This window comes from Pseudomonas sp. GW821-FHT02A08 (genome assembly GCF_059422045.1).
Genome location: NZ_JBWKWD010000001.1, coordinates 189,192 through 210,940 on the forward strand (window position 1 = coordinate 189,192; position 21,749 = coordinate 210,940).

The window sequence follows — 21,749 nt, forward strand, 5'->3', positions numbered from 1 at the left end:
GTGCGCTCCTATGCTGTCAGATCGCGAAGGTTGCGAGTCACGACCTGTTGGCCGAGCGGGATCTTGAACGCGTTATGCTCGTAAGCGCGGGCGCCCTGCATGGCGCGCTCCCCCACCTGCGTAAACAGCCCAATATCGGCTTTCTGGCCGACCAGGGCACGCTCGGCTTCGAGGGCTCGCCAAGGCTTGGTGCCCACCCCGCCCAAGGCAATCCGTGCATCAGTAATGCGCTGGCCGTCCATCACAACAACGACGGCACTCGACGCCAGGGCGAATTGATAGGAGTCCCGGTCACGCAGTTTCAGGTAGGCCGAGCGACTATTCGCTAGCGGTGCATCCAAAGTCACATGAGTGATGAGCTCATGGGGCTGGAGCGCATGTTCGATCCAGGGCGTCTGACCCGGCAACATGTGGAAATCGCCGAAGGGTATCTCGCGTTCCCCATTCGGGCCCTGCACTGTCACCTGCGCACCGATGGCGACCATCGCCACGCACATGTCCGAAGGGTGCGTCGCGATGCATTGCTCGCTGGTACCTAGCACGGCGTGGACGCTGCGGTTGTGACCACCGATAGCCGCACAGCCGGATCCAGGCTGGCGCTTGTTGCAGGGCGATACACCGTCGCGAAAGTAGTTGCAGCGCACTCGCTGCATGACATTACCCCCGGTGCTGGCCTTATTGCGCAGCTGCGTAGAGGCACCGGCCAGAATCGCCTGAGACAACACGGCATAGCGATCGCGGATCAGCGGATGGCTCGCTAGTTCGGTATTGCTAACCAGCGCACCAATGCGCACGCGGCCATCAGCAAGCGGCTCGATTTGCTTGAGAGTGAGGTGATTGATATCCACCAACCGGTCGGGTTGCATGACATCAAGCTTCACCAGATCCAGCAACGTAGTACCGCCTGCCAGATAGAACGGCAGGCCCGGTGCGGCATGGCTACTGATGGCCTGAGCAGGCGATTGCGCGCGGGCATAGTCGAAAGTACGCATCAGACCGCCCCTCCCATCTTCCCGCGTGCCGACTGAATCGCCGCGAGAATGTTCTTGTAGGCACCGCAGCGACAGATATTGCCGCTCATGGCCTCCTTGACGCTGGCATCGTCAGTGCCGATGTTTGGATCATTGAGCAGCGCCACGGCGCTCATGATCTGGCCTGAAGTGCAGTAGCCGCACTGATATGCATCGTGATCCCAGAAGGCTTCCTGTACTGGGTGCAGGTCGTCTCCCTGGGACAAGCCTTCAATGGTAGTGATGCTGTCTCCATCGTGCTGCATGGCGATTGAAAGGCAGGAGTTGATCGCGACACCGTTGACCAATAAGGTGCACGCGCCGCACTGGCCGTGATCGCAACCCTTCTTGGTGCCGGTCAGTTGCAGGCGGTCGCGCAAGACGTCCAGCAATATCGCGTTAGCCGGGACGTTGAGCTTGTGTAACTTCCCATTTACCGTCAGTTGGATGCGTTGCTCACCCGCTTTGGGCGCGCCTTCGTCTTCGATCACTTGTGGCGCCAACTGTGCAGCAACCACACTTTCAGGGATCCAGGTCGACACAGTCGCTGCGGCGATTCCCGAAACGCCAAACTTCAGAAAGTGACGTCGTGAAGGTGTGACGCCGGATAGCACCGCAGCCGGTGAACCTTCGGGCTTGTCTAAATCTTTAGTCTCAGTCATCAAGTTCCACCTTTAACAGTCGCCGCTGCGGTGAACGCGGTGCGCGGTGTGAATCAAAAGGCCTTGGCGTAGTCTTCGTCGGACACTTGCTCTAGCCATTGAACCGCGCTGCCTTCGAGCAACTCGGCGATTGCGACATGACTCATGCCATTTGTGGGCGTTGCGCCATGCCAGTGTTTGACGCCAGGCGGAATCCACACCGTGTCGCCCGGGCGAATGACATGAATTGCCTGTCCCTCCTGTTGCACTAGGCCGACACCGGCAGTGACTATCAACGTCTGGCCCAACGGATGGGTGTGCCATGCGGTACGAGCACCAGGCTCAAAAGTTACGGTACCTCCGCTGACGCGAGCACCATTTGATCCCTGGAACCGTGAGTCAACTCGGGCCTTCCCTGTGAAGTATTCCGCAGGGCCTGTAGTGGACGGTTGAGAGCCCACCGGGGTGACCGTCACTGATGAGAACTCTTCACCGCGAACACTGAATGCAACAAGCATTAGCGCCACGCCGATCACTTGAAACAAAGTTGCATATTTCAGTCTGTGTGCCCTGAGTGCGGGAAAGCCAACAGCAGACATAGGATGTCCTCGAATTGGGGGAAGCCTGGCGTGGGTGATGCAGCGTTTGAATGTAGCCTTTACGGATACAGGTGATTAGTAGGTAGAATCCACATAACCTCATGAACTGGGCTCATCAATGCTTCGGGAAAATGCTAACGACTTGCTTGCCTTTCTCGCGGTAGCCCGGGAGCGCAGCTTCACCAAGGCGGCAGCCAAACTAGGCGTATCACAATCGGCCCTTAGCCATACTGTCCGGGCGTTGGAAGCTCGATTGGGACTGCGCCTGCTGACCCGCACCACGCGCAGCGTATCGCCCACCGAAGCGGGCGAGCGTCTGATCAAAAGGGTTGGCCCACGATTCGAGGAAATCGAGTACGAATTGGCGCTACTCAGTGATCTGCGAGACACTCCTACCGGGAAGATCCGGATCAACGCCATGGACTATTCATTGGACTTGGTACTGCGTCCGGCGCTAAAAAGTTTCTTACCGGAGTATCCCGACATCTCAGTGGAGGTTTGCTGCGACTACAGCTTCGTCGATATCGCAGCGCAAGGCTTCGATGCCGGCGTCCGGCTCGGCGAAGACGTCGCCGAGGGCATGATTGCCACTCGAATTGGCCCGGACTTGTGCATGTCGGTTGTAGGGGCGCCCGTTTATTTCGCTACCCGCACGCTGCCGCAGACACCTCGTGATCTCGTACAGCACCAATGCAACAATCTGCGCCTACCCACAAATGGTGGTCTGTACGCCTGGGAATTCGAAAAAGACAACGAGACTCTGAAGGTTCGCGTTTCAGGGCAAATCACGTACAACGGCGTTTATCATCTACTGGACGCTGCACTAGACGGCTTTGGTCTGAGTTACGTGCCCACGGACATTGCCGCTCCTTACATTGCAGAGGGACGCTTGATCCACGTGCTTGAGGATTGGAGCCCTCGGTTCCCTGGCTTCCACCTTTATTATCCAAACAGGCGCCAGGTGTCCCCTGCATTCGCTCTTTTGGTGGAGGCTTTGCGTTACCGGGAGTAGTGCATTTATCTACTTCGCTGCAGTGGCCTCTACCTGGGCAATTCGCACCTGGTCACCCGAACTTAATCCGTCAGGCGGATTGGCAATGACCTGGTCGGACTGGCTAACTCCATCGGCGAGTTCAAGGTAAGTGCCGTAGTCGCGAGCCACCGTGACCTTCTTTAGCTGCACTGTTCCAACTCCATCCACCGTCGCCACCTGCACGCCATTCTTACTTACGATCAGTGCACTAGGTGGCAGACTGAGCGTGGTGGGTGTAAGCACCCCTTCAAACTGCACGGTGGCGAACGATCCTGGAAGCAGTTCATTACCCTCGTTTTCCACACTGAGTTGAACGCGCATTGCCCCAGATCCCACATCGACCGCTTGGGCCAACGACTGCACCGTGGCATCGAACGTCTTTCCAGGACGCTCGGGAACGCTGAGCTTGGCGCGACCACCTACTTTTACCCACGCAAGTTGACGCTGAGGGACGCTGACATAAACGCGCAGCCGACTCACATCGGAGACGACGAACAATTCGCTTCCTGCTGTCATACCGACGTTTATCAATGCGCCGACGTCCGTGTTGCGGGCAGTCACTACTCCATCAAATGGCGCCACGATTCGGGTGTAACGCTGCAGCGCCTGCAGCCGGTCTACATTGGCCTGAGCTTCGTTGACCTGAGATCGCTTGGTGGCGAAATCGCCGAGGCGCTCCTCAACTTCCTGAAGCGATACGGCTTCGCTCTCACGCAACTGCTCCCAGCGTTTGGCCGTGGTGCTGGCCAATGCCATTTCACTGCGGGACGTGGCCAACTCTGCGCGGGCCTGGCGCAATTGCTGGTCTAGATCCGGGGCATCAATCTCGGCCAAAAGCTGACCAGCCTTGACCGGCGACCCTATGTCCTTGTCCCAACCCTTAAGGTAGCCACTGACTCGCGCATACAGTGGCGCGCGTGACCAAGCTTCGATACGCCCAGGAAGCTGCAGGGAAGCTGGCGTCACAAGGCTGGGCATGACCAGTGCGACCGTAGCGATCCGTTTACGCTCCGCAATCTGTTCCAACTGGCCAGCTTGCGAGTGGCGACTAACAATCCCAACGATGATAATCACGCCGGCAGTCGCTACCGCCCCGAGGATGAACAGAAAGCGGCCGGATGTGCTGAAGTTCGCGAGGGCTTTCACAGGCATATCAGATTGCTCCAGAAACAAGGTGCTGCTTGGGTTCAGTACGGAAATCGTTGCGGTGAGCCAGGCTGAAAAGCACTGGAACAAATAACAAAGTCGCGACGGTTGCGAACAGCAGACCGCCGATCACTGCGCGGCCCAGTGGGGCGTTCTGCTCACCCCCCTCGCCCATGCCCAATGCCATGGGCAGCATGCCGAGGATCATTGCCAACGCGGTCATAAGCACTGGTCGTAAGCGTGCGATGCCGGCTTCCAGCGCTGCTGCGGTCGCATCACCCAGCTCCTGCAGGCGTTCGCGAGCGAAACTGATCACCAGCACACTGTTGGCAGTAGCCACGCCCATGCACATGATCGCCCCGGTCAACGCAGGCACAGACAAGGTGGTACCGGTGGCAAAGAGCATCCAGACGATTCCCGCAAGAGCAGCGGACAATCCGGAAACGATCACCGCCGGGTCAACCCAGGATTGAAAATTGACGACGATCAACAGGTAGATCAGCACGACGGCGCCGAGCAGGCCGTACAGCAGACCGGAAAACGCGCGCTCCATGGTCTGCACCTGCCCCATCAGGTTAACCGTGCTGCCGCGCGGCACCTCATTGGCCATTTGCGCGATGATCTGCCGGATGTCCTTGGCGACGGCGCCAAGGTCACGGTCTTGGGTAGCCGCATGGATCTGTACCATCGATTGGACGTTGTACTGGCTGACCATGCCGCTGCCGGTCGTTCGCTCGAAGTCCGCCACTGCACCGAGCGTGGTGACGTTCGCCGTGCTGCCGTTGCCGACAGGCAGATTGGCCAGGGCAGCTAACGAGTCCAGTTTTGGCTGTGGTGTCTGCAACACGATCGGGTAGCTCACACCGTTGGCAGGATTGAGCCAGTAGGTGGGTGCTACCTGGCTGCTTCCCGCCAGGTTGACGACCAGGCTGTTGGTGACATCGCGAGTGGTTAGGTTCAGCAACTGGGCCTGGGTGCGATCCAGGTCGACATTGAATACCGGCGCCTTGTTTGATTGCAGGATGCGAGCATCGGCCAACCCCGGTACCGTGCGGATTCGCTTGAGCAACTGCTGCGCATAGGCGAAGTTCGCTTCTACGTTGTTGCCCCGAATCTGAATGTCGATAGGCGCAGGGGCACCGAAGTTGAGGATCTGACTGACGATGTCCGCCGGAGGAAATGAAAAGGTGCTGTCCGGGAATCGTTCAGGCAAAACCTCACGCAACTTCTTCACATAGTCAGCCGTGGGCTGATGGCCAGTGCGCAACGCGATCTGGAAATCGCCATCCTGGGAGCCCATGACCCCGGTATTGTTGTAGGTCAGGTTGATGTTGCTCGGTGGCAGGCCGATGTTGTCCACCAACGTGGTGATTTCCTCGGCAGGGATAACGCTGCGTATCGCCTCCTCTATCTCTGCGAACCGTGAGGCGGTCTCCTCTACCCGAGTGCCCACAGGTACCCGCACATGCATCAGCACTTGTCCGGAATCCACCGTCGGGAAGAAGTTGCTACCAATAAAAGGTACCAAACCGAACGACAGTGTCACGACCGCCATGAAACCCAGGAGGAACGCTTTGCGACGGCGCAGTGCGCTTTCGAGCACTTGCTGATATCGCTGGCGTAGTCGGTCGAAACGGATCTCAAACCCCCTTTGAAAGCGTATCAGCGGGTTGCGTGCAACCGGCTGTGGCTCATGGTGTACTTGATGCGGCTGCAGCAGGTACTTGGCCATGGTCGGTACCAGCGTCCTGGACAGAATGAAGGAACAGATCATGGCAAAGATCACTGCTTCGGCCATCGGTACGAACAGATACCGCGAAACGCCTTCGAGAAAGAACATCGGAACAAACGCGATACAGATGCAAAGCAGCGACACGAAAGCAGGCGTAACGATCTGGCGTGCCCCGTCCAATATCGAGGTCTCGACGTCCTTGCCCTGCTCCAAGTGCCAGTTGACGTTCTCGATAGTCACCGTTGCGTCATCCACCAGGATGCCGATGGCTAGCGCCAAACCGCCGAGTGTCATCAGATTGAGGGTTTCACCCAAGGCAGCCAGGATGATCAACGAACCCAAGATCGCCAGTGGGATCGACACCGCAATGATCAGGGTCGACCGCCAGCTACCGAGGAACAGCAGAATCATTACGCTCGTTAGCACAGCAGCGATAGCGCCTTCCAGGACTACACCCTTGATTGCCGCACGCACGAACAGCGACTGGTCATTGATGGGTTGAACATTCAGCGCCTCGGGCCAACCTGGCTTGAGGGCTTCGATCTGTGCTCGAATGCCATCAACGATGGCCAGCGTTGATGCCGATCCATTCTTGAGCACCGACATCAACACCGAACGGCTTCCGTCGACGTGGACAATATTGGTCTGCGGAGCATTGCCATCATGGACATCGGCGACGTCACGGAGATAGATCGTGCTGCCGTCAACAACTTTGACAGGCAGCAACCCCAGATCGTCGATCGCCGACGGAGCACCATTGAGCTGCAGGGTGTATTCCAACTCGCCGATCTTTTGTGTGCCAATCGGCACCAGGATATTGTGGGCAGCCAGCGCAGCAGAAACATCCTGAGCCGAAAGTCCACGGGCCTGCAGCGCTTCAGGGTTGACGTCAATCTGAACTTGGCGTTGTTTGCCACCATAAGGCAGAGGCATCACTACACCAGGCACGGTAATCAAGGGCGTCCGAACAGTGTTCATACCCAGGTCGAAGAGTTGCTGCTCCGATAAGCCCTCACCCGAAAGCGCCAGTTGCAGGATCGGCACAGTGGCAGCGTTGTAGTTGAGGATCACAGGCGGCTGGATACCAGCAGGCATCTGCCGCAACGCGACTTGCGAGGCGGCCGTGATCTGCGCGTTTGCAACAGCAATATCTACACCCGGCTGGAAAAAGATCTTAACGACGCCCACGCCCGGGTACGTGTTGGATTCTATGTGCTCGATGTCGTTAACCGACGCGGTTAGCAAGCGTTGAAAAACTGTAGAGATTCGCCCTGCCATCTGGTCTGGCGGTAACCCTGTGTACTGCCAGGCCACGGCAATCACTGGTATCCGAATTTCCGGAAAAATATCGGTCGGTGTACGCGAGGCCGTTAACGGGCCGACAATCAAAACGAGTAATGCCATCACGACAAAAGTATAGGGGTGGCGCAAGGCCACCATCACGGTACGTATCAGCACTGATGGCTCCGGTTACTTAATCGACGAAAGTTGAATTCAGTTCAGCTCTTCGACTGGGAGTGCCCTAGGGCAACTTCGATGTGCATGAACGCTGGCGTGAGTTCGTCAGCTATCGTTCGAGCTCGTCGCGTTGGAACCAGAGCTCCGGCGTCTCGAATGAACAGCGGATCACGAAAGTAGATCCGTAGTTTGGCCAGCGTGTTGCTGACGGCTGGCTGGCTGATATCGAGACGAAGAGCGGCGCGGCTGACACTGTGCTCGTGGTAAACCAGCAAAAACGTCAGCAAGCTATTCAGATCGATGCCGTGCAGCATCTGCGCGTTAATCGCCATGAGTTACGGCCGTCTGGGGAACAAAGCTCCAGAAATTCAGGCTTGCGCCCTCTTCGACCAGGCAGTTGAGCAACTGCATCATGGGCACGCTTTCGTACGATAGGGTCATTTTGGATTCACTGTCCCAATAGCCGGTGAGCCACCAAAGACCGGCCTCTCGCGTGCTTCGAGTCAGGGTGTAGTCGAGACACCCAGCGGAATCTTGAAGTGTTCCGATGCAAGACTTGGCGGTTTCTTCGAAAGTCGATTCAGCGGTCTCGAAAAGACGTATTTCAATCGTATTGACGCATTCGATAGCCATCGGCTGATCCTGCTTAATTGGCTTAGCGCGAATCTAGCTGCGACGAGGCAAAGCGACTACGCCGCTCAGTCAACATATGCCTATGAGCGCGGCTCATGAATAGACGCAACGCCACGTAATTCCTGACATTGGCGCTGAAAATTCCAATTGATAGACACATTTTGAAATCAATACCGGCCGTGCATCTCGGAAGATCGGGCCGGCTGCCGGGAGGAAGTGCGCTAAAGCTTAGAGCGCTACCGGCGTAGCAAATCTGTTGAACGCTGCACTAATAAAAAGGGCCCTTGCTGGGCCCTTTTTGTACTCAAACCAAACTCACTTGGTCAGCCAAGACTCGACGGTGGCGGAGCCGTATTGTCCTTTCCATTCCTTCAGCGTCTTGTGGTTGCCGCCTTTGGTTTCGACGACTTCGCCGGTGTGTGGGTTCTTGTAGACCTTTACCTGGCGAGGCTTACGGGGGCCGGCTTTGGAGTCGACGGCTGGAGCACGACGGCCAGCTTGAGGGTCAAGCAGAGCGATCACATTCGGTAGGCTGTAACCGTACTCGGCGAGCAAAGCTCGCAGTTTCGATTCAAATTCGATTTCTTTCTTGAGGCCAGCATCGCCTTTCAGGGCTTCGAGAGCTTGGAGCTGTTCGGCAAGGTGCTTTTCCAGTTGGCGAAATTCTGCGAGCTTGGACATGGTCGTTCTCTAGGTAGTTAGTCACCTAACAATACACCGAAAACCACAATTTGAATTCAGAGTCAGGGAGCTACGTGTATGCAAGTTGAGGTTTGCTGCCCTGATTTATTCGTCCTCTGCGCAGAGCGGCGTATTCAGGTCAACATCAGCCTGACCGACTAGCGAAATTATGCGGGTGACCAACCGCGTATCCACAGGCAGCAAGCGCTCCGGATACGCATTCATCTCAGCAGCCAATAGTTCGAGAGTTCGGGATACGAAGGGATGAGCTTCCATCGGTTCAGTACGCACTGGCGCGGTCTCGCTCTGAACGCAGTTCTCAGAAGTGATGATGGGGATGCGAGGATCATTCATGACTCAACCTTATCTGCTGTTCGACATCGCAGCAACTGCGGGAATTTCGCCTATTTGGATGACGACGTGTTGCTCCGATTAGAGGGGCTTTTTGAAGTGAAAAATTATGGCTGAGCAATAATTATGGCTGAGCCATAATTTGGAATAATCCAGTTTTGCCACTTCCCCACCGTTGGTGAAACTCGAATTACCTGCAGCACACCGTCCAAAGCTGATCGGCTTGCGCATCTATGGTGACAAAACAAGCCGGGAGGCCAAGATCTTGAAGAGCTCTGCAAGCATTCGCGCGTCTAGCAACGCATGGTGCGGCAGATCAGACAGCTCTACCTGTTCAAGAGCTTCCGCATTCACGTGATTCAAAAGACTTGTAAGGTTGGTCGGTTGACTCACAACCTGAACTGGCCATGGTTGATGACCTGCACAAGCGAGATCACAGAAAAAATCCCAGTCCCAATGTGGCGCATCTGAACACACCTCAAGCTCCTCGCCGAAGCAGCCTAGGAACCTTCGAAGCGAGGCTTGAGCTTCGACAAGCGACTGACCATGTCGCAGCGGATCGAGCTGCGGTAAAACGTTCTGGATAACGAAATCACTGCATTCCTCGACTGTATAGCTATCCGTCAGCTCAACGTAAAACTCTTTGCCTGACTCCGAAACCATTGCTAGGGATATCAGCTTCGAGTCCGGATTAAGCTGGGTAAATTCGCAATCGAGGAATATCTTCAACGCCTTATCCTTTGCAACGTCAGTCGTCCCCCCAGGGATCGAGTTTGTCCCCATACCTAGCGCGCAAGGCGCGATTGCGTTCGATCCGCCGAATCCACGGATCGTAGTCCTTGGGCAATGCGGCGAGCTTAGCGCTGATGATCATTTGCACCGCTTCGTCACGCAGTAACCTACTGGTCAGCTCGCGGTATTCGCCACGCGTAACCACACCATAAATGGCGTGATTATCCTTTACATGGAGATCAGTCATTCCCACCCGCAGATGGCCATATTTTTCTACGTCATCGGGGTAGATGTCCTCTAGGCTGAGGTATCCCATATCGAACTCCAGGCTAGAAATGTAATCGCTGAATAGCACTGCCTGCGTGCACCTCAATATTCAAAGACGCAACCGATAGCGAGCACCCTCAGTGAAATCGTCTTTTCACGCCAGCGCCTACAAAACCCAGCCAACAGCAGGCGACTTAGTGTGCGCATGATAGCCTCCGCTCAGTTACCACCGTTCCGAGAATTCGCTTGAACACAACAAACGCACGTGCCGATTTCAACAACCTGATCAACGCACCGAAATTTTCCGATGACCCCATTGGGCACCGCCAGAGAAAGCGGTGGCAGCTCATCGCTGAAGACATATACAAAAGCACGTCCATCGATGCATTGCTCGAAGCAAGAGGTAAGGCCGAGGGCTACATCCATGGCCTTGTGGACGCTGGGCATTTGTCGACGAGAGACACCGAGCGCGACTATCTTATTTTGAGCATCGTCCAACGGCGGCGAGAGTTTTTGCAGAAACTGCTGAACGAGTACGGTTACTGAGCCAAGGTGAGCGGTGAATCCGTCCGACAGCAAAATGAGCATCACAGGATAGAGGCAGTTTGAAGCGCTCCACACGGCTAACTCGGAGCGCTGCTGATTAAATTCGTGGGAGGCCTAATAAGCGATTGTTCAGAGGTCGGACGGAGCGCGAGGTCTGAGGTTGTCCTGGATGGCGTTCCACTCTCCGATCGAGATCAACACAGCGCTCCTTTGCTCACCATCGATGAAAATCGGTTTACGCGTCATGATTACCTTCTCAAGCAACTCATCGAAATTTCTCGTTGCCCGAGCAACTGTCCAGCGTTCATCAGCTGCCATGCAGTTCCACTCCACCAGAACATTCAATCCTCAGATTGGAGACGTTCACCGGAACGAAGCAACTCAAGAAAACTCCGTCGCCCACCCCCACGTTTGAAGCTACCAATGAGGTAATTTCCTTCTCGCGTCTCGAGAAGCCAAAAACGCCCTTCTTTCCATGCTCTCTGAATTCTTTCCGTGCGAACAATTCCGCCATTGGCTGTTCGATACGCGTCGTCTTGCTGCAGGTGATCGAAAGACACGCCAAGGCACCTATCATCAATGATCACTGCATCACTGATAAAAGCCGTAATGCCCACTGTGTATTTTCGGAGACTCGCTTGTACGAGGCGACTCATTTGAAAGTCACTGAGATACTTACTATGAAATTCGACTTCGATAATTTCAGACATCCAACCCAGGCTCCAAAACGACTCTGTATAAATTGTCGACGAGCATCGCTTACCCCGCCTTCATCGAAAAAGCAGCACCAATGCTAGCCTCTTTTCTCTGCCCTGCCCCTAGAAGGAGGTAGACCGTATTGTTGGTTTCAAACATGTAGCCTTCGGTGAAAGACACACCGAAATTGCTGCGAACCCACATTTGAGGCTGGAAGCGTCCTTTGCTGTCCAGGACTATCTCGTGAGCGAAAAGCGTCGCTGGAAGTAGACCAAGCCCGCTTAGCTTTTCTTTCTCATCCGAGTTAACCGTGAGGTCGATCAAAATCCATTGCCGCACTACACAAAATGCCTTTCCCGGGAACGCTTTAGCGGCCAATGCAATTAGCTCGTCCTGGGTGCCTTGCCAGCCAGGCATTTCCTCACCTGCGCCGTAAAGCAGACGCGAGATTTCTTCTAACGTGACCATGTAATTTTCCTGAATTCGTACGCAGCGAAATTCAGTTCGCTGAGGTTCGTTGGTGAACGACTATTCATCAAATCTCGATCAGAACATCCGGATTGAAACCGGTTTGTTGATTCGGATAGCCGCGAGGATTGGAAACCACACGGCACCCATTCTTGTGGAAATCCGCGGCGACGTGGGTATGCCCATAGATCCAAAGGTCAGCCTTATCCAAAAGCTCGGGCCAATCGTTCGCATAGGCTGCAATCAAGTTTTCACGAAGCGTGTCACCTACGTAATCCAACAAAGGTGCATGGTGGGTAACGACAACAGTTTGTCCGTCAAAGGGCTTTTCCAATTCTTGCGTTAGCCAGGCAAAAGCAGCCTTTGATTTAGCGATCAGGTCATCCGGGTACAAACGCCGATAACCCTCATCGGCTCTGATCACAGCGAAGTCATTCATGCATTCCCATGCAGCGCGTTTCGAGGCAACGACATCGCCAGTAGACGAGTAATCTGTCCACGCCGTTGTCACCAAAAACCGGGTGTGATCAAGAATCAGCGTTTCGTTCTCGAGTACGTGCACGTGAGGAGCTGCCACCTCCTTCATCTTCCGCAGCGTGTGATCAATGTGGCCGCCGTAGTACTCATGATTTCCGCAAACGTAGATCACCGGGCACTGGAATGTGTCGTTCGCCCAAACCACGCCGCGCGATTTGATATCAATGTCACCAGCGAGAATGACTACGTCTGCGTCGCTTGGCGCGGGCTCGAATCGAGCGAAACCGAGGTGCAGATCTGAGTAGATTTGGAGCTTCATGGATTAACCATCTGGTGGTGTTGTCGTGGCAGGGTTCACTTGCCTCTATCAGAGCGTCACTCTTGTTGGGGTCTGATAGTTGGTGCTATGGAAATGCTTCCCGGCAGCAGTCGTGGCGTCGTAAATCATTCGAATATTGCTGAGCAAACCTGCGTCGGTCACACCGGGAGAGCTGCTGTAGATTGCTCCGCTATCGACTTTATGAAGCAGTACGCACTCACCGTTTCCGTCGTAGCCGACGATCGCACTGATCAACTTTTCCATACGTTCTAAAGAACTCCCATTCATGCAAGGGGGAGTCACAACCTGAACCACCTCAATCTTGTGCTCTGGGCTCCGCTGCGAGAGTAGGTGTTTCAGCATCGAAGGGTCTGATGGCATCAATTTTTTGAACCGAGCCCTCGCTCCTTCACAATTGCGAAAGCGAACGTGATACCAAAAATCTTCCGAATGTCGCTCGACCATCCGCCAAGCCGTGCGGCCAGGCCCGGGGAAGCCCGGTAAGCCGACCATACAAGCCTCATCTGAAATAAACATGGTGCAGGTTTCCTGGTTTTGCGGTGCGGCGAATCGACCGACGTTGACAGAGATCTAGCTCAAACATTTTGGCAATACATAGCTATTGTTTGTATGAGTTAGCGGCTCCGGCTGAGAGTCTACGAGTCGTGTCCAGATCCGTTTGCCCCGATTCATTGAGACAGGACTACGTCCTTCAGCGGGATCGCGCTGCTGAAACAAAAACCCGTCAACGCAAAGTCCCATCCAAGTAAATATATAGATTTGTATGGGCCTGCGCAATCGCGGCATACCGTCCTGCTTTGGGGAGAGTCAGGATGTTGCTTCGCCATGCGTTTGCAGCGGTATTACAGTTGCTGAGGACTCGGCAGGGTTTGTCGCAGCACGACGTTGCTAAGACTGTCACACCGTCACACGTAAGCCAGCTTGAAGCTGCCAGGACATCACCGACCCTCGAAGTCAGTGAAGAACTCGCCGAAGCCCTCAGGCTGCATCCTGTTTCATTGCTAGCGCTCGTTCACGCCGCTAAACACCAGAAAACCGCCAGAGAAGTTCTTCTATTAACCATGGAGGAATTGAACGCTATCGAGCTGCTCGATGCCTCACTCCCTGCTCAACCCGAGAAGCTCCCTCATCCGCAAACCGTGGCAGCGGAGAAAAAATGGGAAGCAGTCCAGGAGCTTAAAAAAGAAGGACGCAGCCAAGCTGAGGTGATCAAGATTTTGGGACTGCCAAAATCAACAGTTGGACGGCTTTGGCACAAGGACTTTTCGTAGAGACAACTTGCTAATAGAGGCGCCCTCTAAGAGTAAGCCGACTTAATGGCGTTAATTGGGTGTGAAAGGGTGTGTAATTGGGCTTCGACACGCTGAAGCTCAGCGTGATACGAGCAGAGACCTCCATTTTCCTGATCATCCTGCGCCAATCCTTGGGGCACGACCGAGCGAAACGATTTCTGGAGATAAGGCGCGGGGGTTTCTTCGAAGTCAGTTTGTGGGCAAAAACATGAAAAAGAGGACTCCGAGTAAGCCCTGGCAATACCAAGAATGCCGATGCTGAGAGAGAGAGCTGAAGGCTTTAGGATTGAGTCAGGCTGAAGTGGCGCAGAGGCTTGGATTGGCCAGTTCCAAGGTGCATCGGTACGGGCAACAATAATTAGCTTCGAGGCTCCCCCGGAACATCTCAATCCAGTCTACTTAATATTCTCAGGCTGCGAAATTTAGTAGAGGATCCTTGGCCAGGTTCTCATCGGTGGAAACCTGGCTCAGAGAAAAGTAATCTCATACTGATGATTAATTAGACATAGCCACGCGAATTTTGGTTATCTCATCCACGATGACTTGACTTAGAGCAAAGGGTGTGTGATCGAATTCCATTATCAGCTGCCTTGCCCTTGTAACATCAAGATTACTATCCGGCACCAGCCTCTGAAGCTCAGATGCTGCGATTCGCGAAAGTCCTAACTCAAGAAATGCTCGTCCAGTCGGAGTGCTGACACCTAACTCTAGCGCTAAAGCAAAATCAAATATCTCTGGTACTCGATGACTAAGTCCTCCCTCTACGAGGACATAGGTCAGAATATCGACATAGGCCTTGCCCATCTGAACCAGCTGGAATCGCACTACATCTTCTATAGTATCAAAAGTATCTTTGATCACTTTACTAGGATTAACATCCGCAATTTTTCTTGACTTATAGCCAGCAATAGTGCGCACATACATACTTTCGATGTCGCGCTTCCTCTGCAGCTGATCCGACTTAGACTTTATTTCATACTTAATGATCACCGGATAAGGCTTACCTTCCATCCACCTTACTGCGATCCGTGCAACATACCCACCAAAGTTACCACCAAATCCCTTTATTAATTTAAACATGATATTAAAAATATCACGATAATGCAAAATGGATCGACTACCAAGCTCTGATGGATTTTTTGGAATATAAGAATCTAACGCTCCATCTGCCGCCCTCATCTTCAAAAAAGACATCAGATCATTGAGTGCAAATAAATCCAATGTCCAGTTAGTGCTGAGGACAGTTGACGGCAGGGCTATTTCCTCCGACGCCTTGAGTGAGGCTTCACTAAGACGATACGAATCCAAAATATCCAACTCAGGCGCCACTCGACTAAGGAATCCGTGAATGTCGCCCTGCCTGGCTTTGCTGATGAGCATCCCAGCTGAAGCAACAGAACTTCTATGAGCTTCATCACGAGGTTTACTAGAAAGTGATTTATTCTCAAGTACATGCAGGACGTCGGCAGCACCATAAGTGATGGCCTCAGTTAGCGCAGACTTGATCGTAAACTTTGAAAAATGATCCATGGGCTGTTCGCTCCATGAGTCATAATTCACCAAAAAAACATTGCCAACAATGTCTTTCGCCATGCGACCTGCTCGGCCTGCAAAGTTCCATAAAAGGGCTGGATCAAGGTTTTGCTTATCACCTCTCCCCCGAGCCGGCGTATCAATAAAAACGTTGCGAGCAGGGAGATTGATCCCTTGAAAAAGAGTTGTAGTACATACCAGAAACTTAATAGTTCCCTTACGAAACGCCGTTTCTATCGCATCACGAAGCAAAGCGGGCATCTGGCCGTAGTGAAACGCAACTCCGTTCTGCACCATATTAATTAAATGATAATCCTGGTGAATATGATCTTTTATAAACGCGATCAGATCATCATTTTTACCAATTGCATTTGCATCTGTAACACCAAGAGATATTGAAGCAGCCAGCTTCGCAGCCTCAGTAGGTGTCTTAGCGTAGACCAACGAGCCTCCGCTACTGCCGAGCTCAAGCGCAACGGCGGCTAATCGGGCCTCTGGGCTTTCTAAGCCAACCTCACATACCATGGTTCCAATTGATACGGCACTGTTGGCAGAGAGTAGCTTAAACTCTAGCTGATTAACGCCTCGGACTTTAGTCACTACGATACGATTTTGAAGAACGGGAGAGACGGTGGTAGCGATCTCCGTAACCTGTGGCAAACCTAGGCTTTCTAGTGCTGCTTTGAACCCATCTGCTCCGGGGGCCAGCATCACTACGTGTGTGCGGGAGTATCGCTCAAAACACTGTTCTATGCAGTCTTGAAGAATCATGCCCCTCGCGCCATCCGACAAGTTCTGCGCCTCATCCACCACTATCAAATCGATCTTTGCAGACATAGTAGAAAGTAATGCTTGAAATCGCTCCTGAGTCAAAACGAATATCTGTCTTGAAACCTGCTCAAATGTCGGGATGTCCGTCACGCGAATATCGCTACAGGTTGCGAGCCGTTCTTTGATCTTTACTAAAACCTCTGCCAGCAACGCTCGCGTCGGGGCAATGTATACGAAAACGTAATTAGACATCGTAATGGCGCGACGACACAGATGCTCGATAACGAGAAATGATTTTCCAGCAGATGTTGGCGCCGATATCGCAAGAGAATTCCCACTATCCAACGAATCCCAAACTGTCTTCTGGTAGTCGGTTAAAGCGATACTCTGGCCGTGAACATGAATTGTATTGAGATACTCAATCACGTTCCGCTGAATCATGCCAGTAAGGCTTGTCAACCTAGATTTGAAAGTTTGTTCAGCGTATTTAATTCCGGGAAAGTTTCCTAACTCGGCCAATATTGCTGAGCATCGTTCCAAAATGGTAGAGTCTTGGCTCACCAGCATGGCATTGAACGCAATAGCCTGAGCTAGACCCAAATGAACTTCTACTGGGGATTGAGCAAATACGGATGCGCAATACAAAAGCTTTCCCAAAGCTTCATGATCAGGCACTGAGTTTGTATTTTCTACGTCAACTGGCAATGTACTTGCTGCACCGGAAGCGCGAAGCTCGCCAAGCGATTTTTTAAATTCGGAGTTCACAATCAAACGCGCCGACAGCTCAGATGCAAAACTACTCATCCTTTTGATCCTCACATATTGAAGAATCATTGAGTACTGAGTCCGCCGGAGCGGCAAGAATCCCCAAGGACTCGTAAAACTGCTCCCTCAGTTCATTTACATCCGGCACGGCTACTAAATATAACATGCACTTTCTTTGATCAACACCGTGCTTCAATAATTGACCACTTGCATTTTTGTGATGCCGACCGTGATCATTTACATATAGAGCTCCAAAGTGACTTTCATGCCTGTCGAGCGGCCCATCATCATCAACTGGTATCGTATTCGCGAAATGATTCGTTTCAGAGTAGCAGACAACGCCTACAGATCGCTCACGCCTTGGGGTATTAGGCTTTGCAAATACATCCAAATACTCCATAAGAAGCTCCTTGTCCGCAGTTGCCAACGCATCCAGATTCCCCAAATCTCTAACAAGCCCATATTCCTGCATGTATTGCTTTTGACTGGTACCAAAGCCAGCAACTGACTCCGCGTAATCTGCCGTACCGCTTGCGGCAGTCTTGGCCAGTTTTGACTCTAGAAAATAAATATTCAGCCTGCCATCCGTAACGGAGGCATGGATGCCATCAAGGCCATGGACTGGCATGTTAGCCGAGGTTTTCAGCGACATCTTGGCAACAAGCTGCGCAGCGTTGAGGTGATGAACAGCAACGCAATACGCAAGGACTTCTCCCACCTCGCTAGCTCTTGAAGGATATTCCTTTCGAAACTGTATAAATGCGCTCTTCACTGCTCTGCTGATTTGACTAGTCAATGACAAGTCACCATTCGTACCTGACCTCAGAGCCGCCAAGTAGGCGTCGCGTCGCCGACGGCTCAGGGCATAGTTCACCGCTTGGCTACTCAAAAAATCGGCAAGTGAAAGAGTGTTTGGAACGTCTTCCTGGAAGCGTACATGTAGCAGCGCCATCTTCGGGGGGAGGCCAGGCGGCTGAGGGGGGAAATCCAAAGCACATCTGACGAAGTCATCCAAGGGTGACTGATCTAAGAGTTGATCTATTACATCACTGAGAGGTGAGCTACCTGATGATGACGACACTTTTCCTTTCCTTGGTAAGGCCCAACGCAAGCCCCTTCGGGAAGAGGAGAGACTGATGCGCATGATGGCCTGATAATGACGAGGTTGAATGCAGAATGCCATCACCGCTCGATCCATTTGCCAAAAACGTCAGCTACCTAGCCACCGCTGCAAATAGTTACTCAACTATTAGGACTACGCTCATTCACTCACTCTCAGATGAATAGTTGAATTTTGGGGGGCATAACCCTCGGCTGCATCCAGTCGCAGAGCTGCCACACCAACAAATGCCCGACCGGCGTCGCCACCCAGGACACCCTGCGCCAGCGCGCGCTGGTGGTGCCGGACAAGGCCCAGCGGGTTTACAACTTCCACCGCAACACCCTCAAGGCCCTGGCGGAAATGCTCGCCGCCGCCGGACTCGAACATCCGTCGCAGTTGTCTGCCAAGCATCTGGTGCGACGCATGTCGGCGACCGAGATCAAGTTGTTCTCGCAGCTGCATGTGTTCCTCAAACCGGGCGAGTTGCTGACCGGCGAAGTGAACGGCGAGTTCTACTCGCGGATGTGGCAGATGGCCCGGGCCGACAGTTTCGAGCCCCAAGACATAGCGGCTGCATGACCTCGCCTCCCCCGATCAAAATCGCGCGTCACCAACGCAGGGTTTTGCTCGGGGTCGGTTCCTTCATCACGATGAAACCGTAATCACCGATCAGGTAAATCCGGTAGAACTGGCTGTCCACCAGCGGCGCATAGCCCTGATAACCCACCCGCGTCGCATTGCGCCGCTCCCGCTCCGCCACCACGTTGGTGATGCCCGCTTTCGGCAGATTCTCGGCCAGCATGTAAAAGTCGGTATTGAGCAGGTAGTGCAGCACCGGCAGCTGCTTGAACGAACCCGATGCCGCCAGCAACCAGTAGTCGGAATAACTCACCGACATGTAGATCCGCTTGGCCTCACGCAGTGCCTGACGGCTGGCAATGTCGTAATCAAGGCTGGCCAGCGCCGTGGACGCGAAGGTTTTCTGCACGGTCAGCACCCGGCCATAGGCGAACGAAAGCGACAGCATCGCCAGCAGCGGAATGATCATCAACAGTGGCAGGCGTTCATGGATCGACGCCAGCGCCAGATGCCCCAGGTAGAACAGCAATACCAGCAGCACGGCGAAGCCCATCAAGGTGCGGGCGCCTTCGTTGAAGTCGCGGAAAAACAGCGCGACACCGGACACCAGCAGCGTCACCACAGGCAATGTCAGCAAACACATCAGGCCGATCAACAGGTTCTTCGCTCCGCTGTCATGGCGCGCCGCTACGTTCAGTCCCAACCGCACTGCCCCGGCTATCGCGAGCAACAGCAACCCGCCGAACACCCAGAGCCATCCACCATGGAACAGCAGCACGACTTTTTCCAGGACCCGGCCAATGTTGATCTGGATCTGCAATGAAGGATGCCCCGTCCAATCGAGCAACGATGTGCGATTGGAGTCCATGTACGGACCAGCACTGACGCTGTAGATCAACCCGCCGAGGATGACCTGGGCGGCTTTCCAGCCCAGCAGGTCGCGCCATGGCACCGGGGCGGTTTTATCGTTGGCGGCCCTGAGCAATTCCAGGCAACACAGGCCCAGGAACACATTCAGGCTGATCTGATACAACCCCAGCGCCAGCGCAATCAAAAATGAGGGCACCAGCCATTGCACGCTGCGCCACGGGTGACGAAAGGTGATGGCGTAGATCACCGCCACCAGGCTGAGGGTCGTGGTGGGACCGTCGTATTGATAGGACAGGTTCTGCAGGAAGAACGGGTTGTACCAGAGCGGCAACAGCACCAGGCAACAAGCGACTTTGGGCTGGCGGAAGTAGTGGAACGTCAGGCTGGTCAGTGCCGATGCCATGGCCAGCGTGGCGATCAGCAAGGGCAAGGGAAAGATGTTCGGCGCGGCATGGCTGAAGGTCAGCGCGTTGTAGAACAGCTGGGTGAAGAGTCGGCCCTGTTCGGCCCAGGCCATGCCCGCTGACAGCGAGCGCCAGTTGTCATCGATGTAGGGATAATCGGCGAGGATCAACGGCAGGACATACACAAAGGTGGCGAACAGAAAAAACCGCCAGACCTGATGCCGGCTGAGCTCGCGAACGAAGAAGTCGCTGAACCGGCCCATGCTAACGCCCGCCCCGGTCTTTGCCGCCGACGATGTCCTTGATCACATAGCGCGGCCGGTGCTTGGCCTCGATGTAGATGCGACCGATGTACTCGCCGAGGATACCGATGCCGATCAGTTGCACGCCACCGAGAAACAGGATCGCGGTCATCAACGACGGATAACCGGGGACGCTGTTGCCGAAGAAAATCTTGTCCAGCACCATGTACACCGCGTAAAGCACCGCGAAAATCGAAATGCCGCCACCGACGTAAGTCCACAAACGCAGCGGCACGGTGCTGAACGAGGTCACGCCTTCCAGGGCCAGGTTCCACAGCTTCCAGCCATTGAACTTGCTGCTCCCCGCTACCCGCCCGGCCCGCTCGAACTCCACCACCACGGTGTTGAACCCGGCCCACGACAGCACGCCTTTCATGAACAACTGGTGCTCGGGCAGGGAGCGGATCACGTCGACCACCTTGCGATCCATCAGCCGGAAGTCCCCGACGTTTTCCTCGATCCGGGTGTAGGCGATGCGATTGAGCACGTGGTAGAAAATCGACGCACTGTGGCGCCTGAGGTAGCCGTCGACGTCCCGATTGCGGCGCTTGGCGAGCACCACGTCGGCGCCCTTCTGCCATTGCTCGACCAATAACGGGATGACACTGATCGGGTCCTGCAGATCGACATCCATGGGAATAACGGCATCGCCGCTGGCGTGTTCCAGGCCGGCAAACAGGGCCGGTTCCTTGCCGAAGTTGCGCGAGAAATTGATCAGCAGCACCTGTTCATCAGCCTGAGCCAGTGCCGTAGCCTGTTCGGCCGTGCGGTCGGAGCTGCCGTCGTTGACGAAGACGATCTCGATTTCGGCGTCGCCGAGCTTCAACTCCCGTCGCACCGCCTGATAAAACAGGTTGATGGACTGCTCTTCGTTGAACACCGGGACAATGAGCGAGAGTTTCATTGATCACGCTCGCGGAACACCACGTATTTGGAATACAGGAAACCAAACACCAGGCTCAACGCCGAAAACAGGGCCACGGTGAGCAAACCATGCAATCGCCAGACGTCGCCCAGATGGCCGACCCCCAGGCTCAATGCCCCCATGCCCGATACAAACAGCAGATAACCGCCGACCGAGGCACTGGCGGCGAAGGTAAATTGCGCATTCATGTAGAAGGAAAACGACGCAGCCACGCAGAAGGCTGCCAGGTTGCTGAGTGCCTGGCTGAGGCTGGCTGCAACGCTCAGCAGGAAAAAGATCTGCCAGTGAATCAGGGTGTTGGCGACCCCGATCACCGTGTAGCTGGGCAACCCTTTCCACAACTGTCTCATGTGAGGCCCCTGTCTTAGAACGTTAGGTTTCCCATGAATATTGGAG

The 21,749-nt window shown here is 54.2% G+C and carries 24 protein-coding genes and 1 pseudogene; 5 read left to right on the forward strand and 20 right to left on the reverse strand.

Features of this window, described 5'->3' with window-relative positions:
• Nucleotides 1-8: 8 nt before the first annotated feature.
• The 3 genes from AC07W4_RS00840 to AC07W4_RS00850 are packed head-to-tail and all read right to left on the reverse strand — an operon-like array spanning nucleotide 9 to nucleotide 2,169.
• Nucleotides 9-992 (reverse strand): FAD binding domain-containing protein, encoded by a 984-nt coding sequence (locus AC07W4_RS00840; RefSeq protein WP_495031167.1) that lies wholly within the window; start codon nucleotides 990-992, stop codon nucleotides 9-11.
• A complete protein-coding gene (locus AC07W4_RS00845; RefSeq protein WP_493156460.1) occupies nucleotides 992-1,672 on the reverse strand; it encodes a (2Fe-2S)-binding protein in 681 nt (226 codons plus the stop codon). Before AC07W4_RS00845 ends, AC07W4_RS00840 begins: the two co-directional genes overlap by 1 nt.
• A gap of 53 nt (nucleotides 1,673-1,725) precedes the next feature.
• Nucleotides 1,726-2,169, reverse strand: coding sequence for a (R)-mandelonitrile lyase (locus AC07W4_RS00850; RefSeq protein ID WP_495031296.1), 444 nt, complete (start codon nucleotides 2,167-2,169; stop codon nucleotides 1,726-1,728).
• 199 nt (nucleotides 2,170-2,368) lie between these two features.
• On the opposite strand from AC07W4_RS00850, the gene AC07W4_RS00855 reads away from it, so the two are divergent.
• On the forward strand, nucleotides 2,369-3,262 hold the full coding sequence (locus tag AC07W4_RS00855; protein WP_495031168.1) for a LysR family transcriptional regulator: 894 nt from the start codon (nucleotides 2,369-2,371) through the stop codon (nucleotides 3,260-3,262).
• Nucleotides 3,263-3,271: 9 nt separating this feature from the next.
• Here AC07W4_RS00855 and AC07W4_RS00860 read toward each other — a convergent pair whose 3' ends face one another.
• The 8 genes from AC07W4_RS00860 to AC07W4_RS00895 form a co-directional block, all read right to left on the reverse strand.
• Nucleotides 3,272-4,435 (reverse strand): efflux RND transporter periplasmic adaptor subunit, encoded by a 1,164-nt coding sequence (locus AC07W4_RS00860; RefSeq protein WP_495031169.1) that lies wholly within the window; start codon nucleotides 4,433-4,435, stop codon nucleotides 3,272-3,274.
• Between the two features lies 1 nt (nucleotide 4,436).
• Complete coding sequence (locus AC07W4_RS00865; protein WP_495031297.1) at nucleotides 4,437-7,616, reverse strand: efflux RND transporter permease subunit; 3,180 nt, start codon at nucleotides 7,614-7,616, stop codon at nucleotides 4,437-4,439.
• A gap of 44 nt (nucleotides 7,617-7,660) precedes the next feature.
• A complete protein-coding gene (locus AC07W4_RS00870; RefSeq protein WP_495031170.1) occupies nucleotides 7,661-7,951 on the reverse strand; it encodes a LysR family transcriptional regulator in 291 nt (96 codons plus the stop codon).
• A complete protein-coding gene (locus AC07W4_RS00875) occupies nucleotides 7,941-8,252 on the reverse strand; it encodes an antibiotic biosynthesis monooxygenase family protein (protein WP_493133858.1) in 312 nt (103 codons plus the stop codon). The genes AC07W4_RS00870 and AC07W4_RS00875 overlap by 11 nt, the downstream gene beginning before the upstream one ends.
• Nucleotides 8,253-8,567: 315 nt before the next feature.
• The gene (locus tag AC07W4_RS00880) at nucleotides 8,568-8,933 is read right to left on the reverse strand and encodes a histone-like nucleoid-structuring protein, MvaT/MvaU family (RefSeq protein ID WP_495031171.1); all 366 of its coding nucleotides are present in this window, start codon (nucleotides 8,931-8,933) and stop codon (nucleotides 8,568-8,570) included.
• A gap of 105 nt (nucleotides 8,934-9,038) precedes the next feature.
• A complete protein-coding gene (locus tag AC07W4_RS00885; protein ID WP_495031172.1) occupies nucleotides 9,039-9,287 on the reverse strand; it encodes a type II toxin-antitoxin system PrlF family antitoxin in 249 nt (82 codons plus the stop codon).
• A 228-nt stretch (nucleotides 9,288-9,515) separates the two neighbouring features.
• Complete coding sequence (locus tag AC07W4_RS00890) at nucleotides 9,516-10,013, reverse strand: 3'-5' exonuclease family protein (RefSeq protein ID WP_495031173.1); 498 nt, start codon at nucleotides 10,011-10,013, stop codon at nucleotides 9,516-9,518.
• A gap of 19 nt (nucleotides 10,014-10,032) precedes the next feature.
• Nucleotides 10,033-10,332, reverse strand: a complete 300-nt coding sequence (locus AC07W4_RS00895) for a hypothetical protein (RefSeq protein ID WP_495031174.1) — start codon at nucleotides 10,330-10,332, stop codon at nucleotides 10,033-10,035.
• Nucleotides 10,333-10,529: 197 nt separating this feature from the next.
• Here AC07W4_RS00895 and AC07W4_RS00900 point away from each other — a divergent pair, with 197 nt between their 5' ends.
• Nucleotides 10,530-10,829: a hypothetical protein gene (locus tag AC07W4_RS00900; RefSeq protein WP_495031175.1), complete on the forward strand. Its 300-nt coding sequence runs from the start codon at nucleotides 10,530-10,532 to the stop codon at nucleotides 10,827-10,829.
• A 129-nt stretch (nucleotides 10,830-10,958) separates the two neighbouring features.
• On the opposite strand, the gene AC07W4_RS00905 is transcribed toward AC07W4_RS00900, so the two are convergent.
• The 4 genes from AC07W4_RS00905 to AC07W4_RS00920 form a co-directional block, all read right to left on the reverse strand.
• Nucleotides 10,959-11,147 (reverse strand): hypothetical protein, encoded by a 189-nt coding sequence (locus tag AC07W4_RS00905; protein ID WP_495031176.1) that lies wholly within the window; start codon nucleotides 11,145-11,147, stop codon nucleotides 10,959-10,961.
• 441 nt (nucleotides 11,148-11,588) lie between these two features.
• On the reverse strand, nucleotides 11,589-11,993 hold the full coding sequence (locus AC07W4_RS00910) for a DUF6957 family protein (RefSeq protein ID WP_495031177.1): 405 nt from the start codon (nucleotides 11,991-11,993) through the stop codon (nucleotides 11,589-11,591).
• 67 nt (nucleotides 11,994-12,060) lie between these two features.
• Nucleotides 12,061-12,789 carry a metallophosphoesterase gene (locus AC07W4_RS00915; protein WP_495031178.1) on the reverse strand — a complete coding sequence of 243 codons (729 nt, stop codon included), beginning with the start codon at nucleotides 12,787-12,789 and terminating at the stop codon, nucleotides 12,061-12,063.
• A gap of 48 nt (nucleotides 12,790-12,837) precedes the next feature.
• Entirely contained in the window at nucleotides 12,838-13,326 is a 489-nt protein-coding gene (locus AC07W4_RS00920) for a hypothetical protein (RefSeq protein WP_495031179.1), read from the reverse strand.
• Nucleotides 13,327-13,622: 296 nt separating this feature from the next.
• Here AC07W4_RS00920 and AC07W4_RS00925 point away from each other — a divergent pair, with 296 nt between their 5' ends.
• Nucleotides 13,623-14,081 carry a helix-turn-helix domain-containing protein gene (locus AC07W4_RS00925; RefSeq protein ID WP_495031180.1) on the forward strand — a complete coding sequence of 153 codons (459 nt, stop codon included), beginning with the start codon at nucleotides 13,623-13,625 and terminating at the stop codon, nucleotides 14,079-14,081.
• Nucleotides 14,082-14,388: 307 nt separating this feature from the next.
• On the forward strand, nucleotides 14,389-14,460 hold the full coding sequence (locus tag AC07W4_RS00930; RefSeq protein ID WP_495031298.1) for a winged helix-turn-helix domain-containing protein: 72 nt from the start codon (nucleotides 14,389-14,391) through the stop codon (nucleotides 14,458-14,460).
• Between the two features lie 137 nt (nucleotides 14,461-14,597).
• On the opposite strand, the gene AC07W4_RS00935 is transcribed toward AC07W4_RS00930, so the two are convergent.
• Together AC07W4_RS00935 and AC07W4_RS00940 are read right to left on the reverse strand one after the other, a co-directional pair.
• Nucleotides 14,598-17,210, reverse strand: a complete 2,613-nt coding sequence (locus AC07W4_RS00935; protein ID WP_495031181.1) for a DEAD/DEAH box helicase — start codon at nucleotides 17,208-17,210, stop codon at nucleotides 14,598-14,600.
• On the reverse strand, nucleotides 17,203-18,252 hold the full coding sequence (locus AC07W4_RS00940) for a HamA C-terminal domain-containing protein (protein ID WP_495031299.1): 1,050 nt from the start codon (nucleotides 18,250-18,252) through the stop codon (nucleotides 17,203-17,205). The genes AC07W4_RS00935 and AC07W4_RS00940 overlap by 8 nt, the downstream gene beginning before the upstream one ends.
• Nucleotides 18,253-18,480: 228 nt before the next feature.
• Between AC07W4_RS00940 and AC07W4_RS00945 the strand changes: the two are divergent.
• A pseudogene (locus AC07W4_RS00945) lies at nucleotides 18,481-18,852 on the forward strand (glutamate synthase-related protein); the annotation flags it as partial.
• Between the two features lie 28 nt (nucleotides 18,853-18,880).
• Here the strand turns inward: AC07W4_RS00945 and AC07W4_RS00950 are convergent.
• Genes AC07W4_RS00950 through AC07W4_RS00960 form a run of 3 tightly spaced genes read right to left on the reverse strand, consistent with a single transcriptional unit; the run spans nucleotide 18,881 to nucleotide 21,703 of the window.
• The gene (locus tag AC07W4_RS00950) at nucleotides 18,881-20,389 is read right to left on the reverse strand and encodes a glucosyltransferase domain-containing protein (protein WP_495031182.1); all 1,509 of its coding nucleotides are present in this window, start codon (nucleotides 20,387-20,389) and stop codon (nucleotides 18,881-18,883) included.
• Nucleotide 20,390: 1 nt separating this feature from the next.
• Nucleotides 20,391-21,332 carry a glycosyltransferase family 2 protein gene (locus tag AC07W4_RS00955; protein WP_495031183.1) on the reverse strand — a complete coding sequence of 314 codons (942 nt, stop codon included), beginning with the start codon at nucleotides 21,330-21,332 and terminating at the stop codon, nucleotides 20,391-20,393.
• Complete coding sequence (locus AC07W4_RS00960; protein WP_495031184.1) at nucleotides 21,329-21,703, reverse strand: GtrA family protein; 375 nt, start codon at nucleotides 21,701-21,703, stop codon at nucleotides 21,329-21,331. Before AC07W4_RS00960 ends, AC07W4_RS00955 begins: the two co-directional genes overlap by 4 nt.
• Nucleotides 21,704-21,749: the final 46 nt, after the last annotated feature.

What these genes read in the sequence shown, in the direction of transcription:
- AC07W4_RS00840 (WP_495031167.1), bottom strand. Translation starts at nt 992, where the DNA reads ATGCGTACTTTCGACTATGCCCGCGCGCAATCGCCTGCTCAGGCCATC.
- AC07W4_RS00845 (WP_493156460.1), bottom strand. Translation starts at nt 1,672, where the DNA reads ATGACTGAGACTAAAGATTTAGACAAGCCCGAAGGTTCACCGGCTGCG.
- AC07W4_RS00850 (WP_495031296.1), bottom strand. Translation starts at nt 2,169, where the DNA reads ATGCTTGTTGCATTCAGTGTTCGCGGTGAAGAGTTCTCATCAGTGACG.
- AC07W4_RS00855 (WP_495031168.1), top strand. Translation starts at nt 2,369, where the DNA reads ATGCTTCGGGAAAATGCTAACGACTTGCTTGCCTTTCTCGCGGTAGCC.
- AC07W4_RS00860 (WP_495031169.1), bottom strand. Translation starts at nt 4,435, where the DNA reads ATGCCTGTGAAAGCCCTCGCGAACTTCAGCACATCCGGCCGCTTTCTG.
- AC07W4_RS00870 (WP_495031170.1), bottom strand. Translation starts at nt 7,951, where the DNA reads ATGGCGATTAACGCGCAGATGCTGCACGGCATCGATCTGAATAGCTTG.
- AC07W4_RS00875 (WP_493133858.1), bottom strand. Translation starts at nt 8,252, where the DNA reads ATGGCTATCGAATGCGTCAATACGATTGAAATACGTCTTTTCGAGACC.
- AC07W4_RS00880 (WP_495031171.1), bottom strand. Translation starts at nt 8,933, where the DNA reads ATGTCCAAGCTCGCAGAATTTCGCCAACTGGAAAAGCACCTTGCCGAA.
- AC07W4_RS00885 (WP_495031172.1), bottom strand. Translation starts at nt 9,287, where the DNA reads ATGAATGATCCTCGCATCCCCATCATCACTTCTGAGAACTGCGTTCAG.
- AC07W4_RS00895 (WP_495031174.1), bottom strand. Translation starts at nt 10,332, where the DNA reads ATGGGATACCTCAGCCTAGAGGACATCTACCCCGATGACGTAGAAAAA.
- AC07W4_RS00905 (WP_495031176.1), bottom strand. Translation starts at nt 11,147, where the DNA reads ATGGCAGCTGATGAACGCTGGACAGTTGCTCGGGCAACGAGAAATTTC.
- AC07W4_RS00910 (WP_495031177.1), bottom strand. Translation starts at nt 11,993, where the DNA reads ATGGTCACGTTAGAAGAAATCTCGCGTCTGCTTTACGGCGCAGGTGAG.
- AC07W4_RS00915 (WP_495031178.1), bottom strand. Translation starts at nt 12,789, where the DNA reads ATGAAGCTCCAAATCTACTCAGATCTGCACCTCGGTTTCGCTCGATTC.
- AC07W4_RS00920 (WP_495031179.1), bottom strand. Translation starts at nt 13,326, where the DNA reads ATGTTTATTTCAGATGAGGCTTGTATGGTCGGCTTACCGGGCTTCCCC.
- AC07W4_RS00925 (WP_495031180.1), top strand. Translation starts at nt 13,623, where the DNA reads ATGTTGCTTCGCCATGCGTTTGCAGCGGTATTACAGTTGCTGAGGACT.
- AC07W4_RS00935 (WP_495031181.1), bottom strand. Translation starts at nt 17,210, where the DNA reads ATGAGTAGTTTTGCATCTGAGCTGTCGGCGCGTTTGATTGTGAACTCC.
- AC07W4_RS00950 (WP_495031182.1), bottom strand. Translation starts at nt 20,389, where the DNA reads ATGGGCCGGTTCAGCGACTTCTTCGTTCGCGAGCTCAGCCGGCATCAG.
- AC07W4_RS00955 (WP_495031183.1), bottom strand. Translation starts at nt 21,332, where the DNA reads ATGAAACTCTCGCTCATTGTCCCGGTGTTCAACGAAGAGCAGTCCATC.
- AC07W4_RS00960 (WP_495031184.1), bottom strand. Translation starts at nt 21,703, where the DNA reads ATGAGACAGTTGTGGAAAGGGTTGCCCAGCTACACGGTGATCGGGGTC.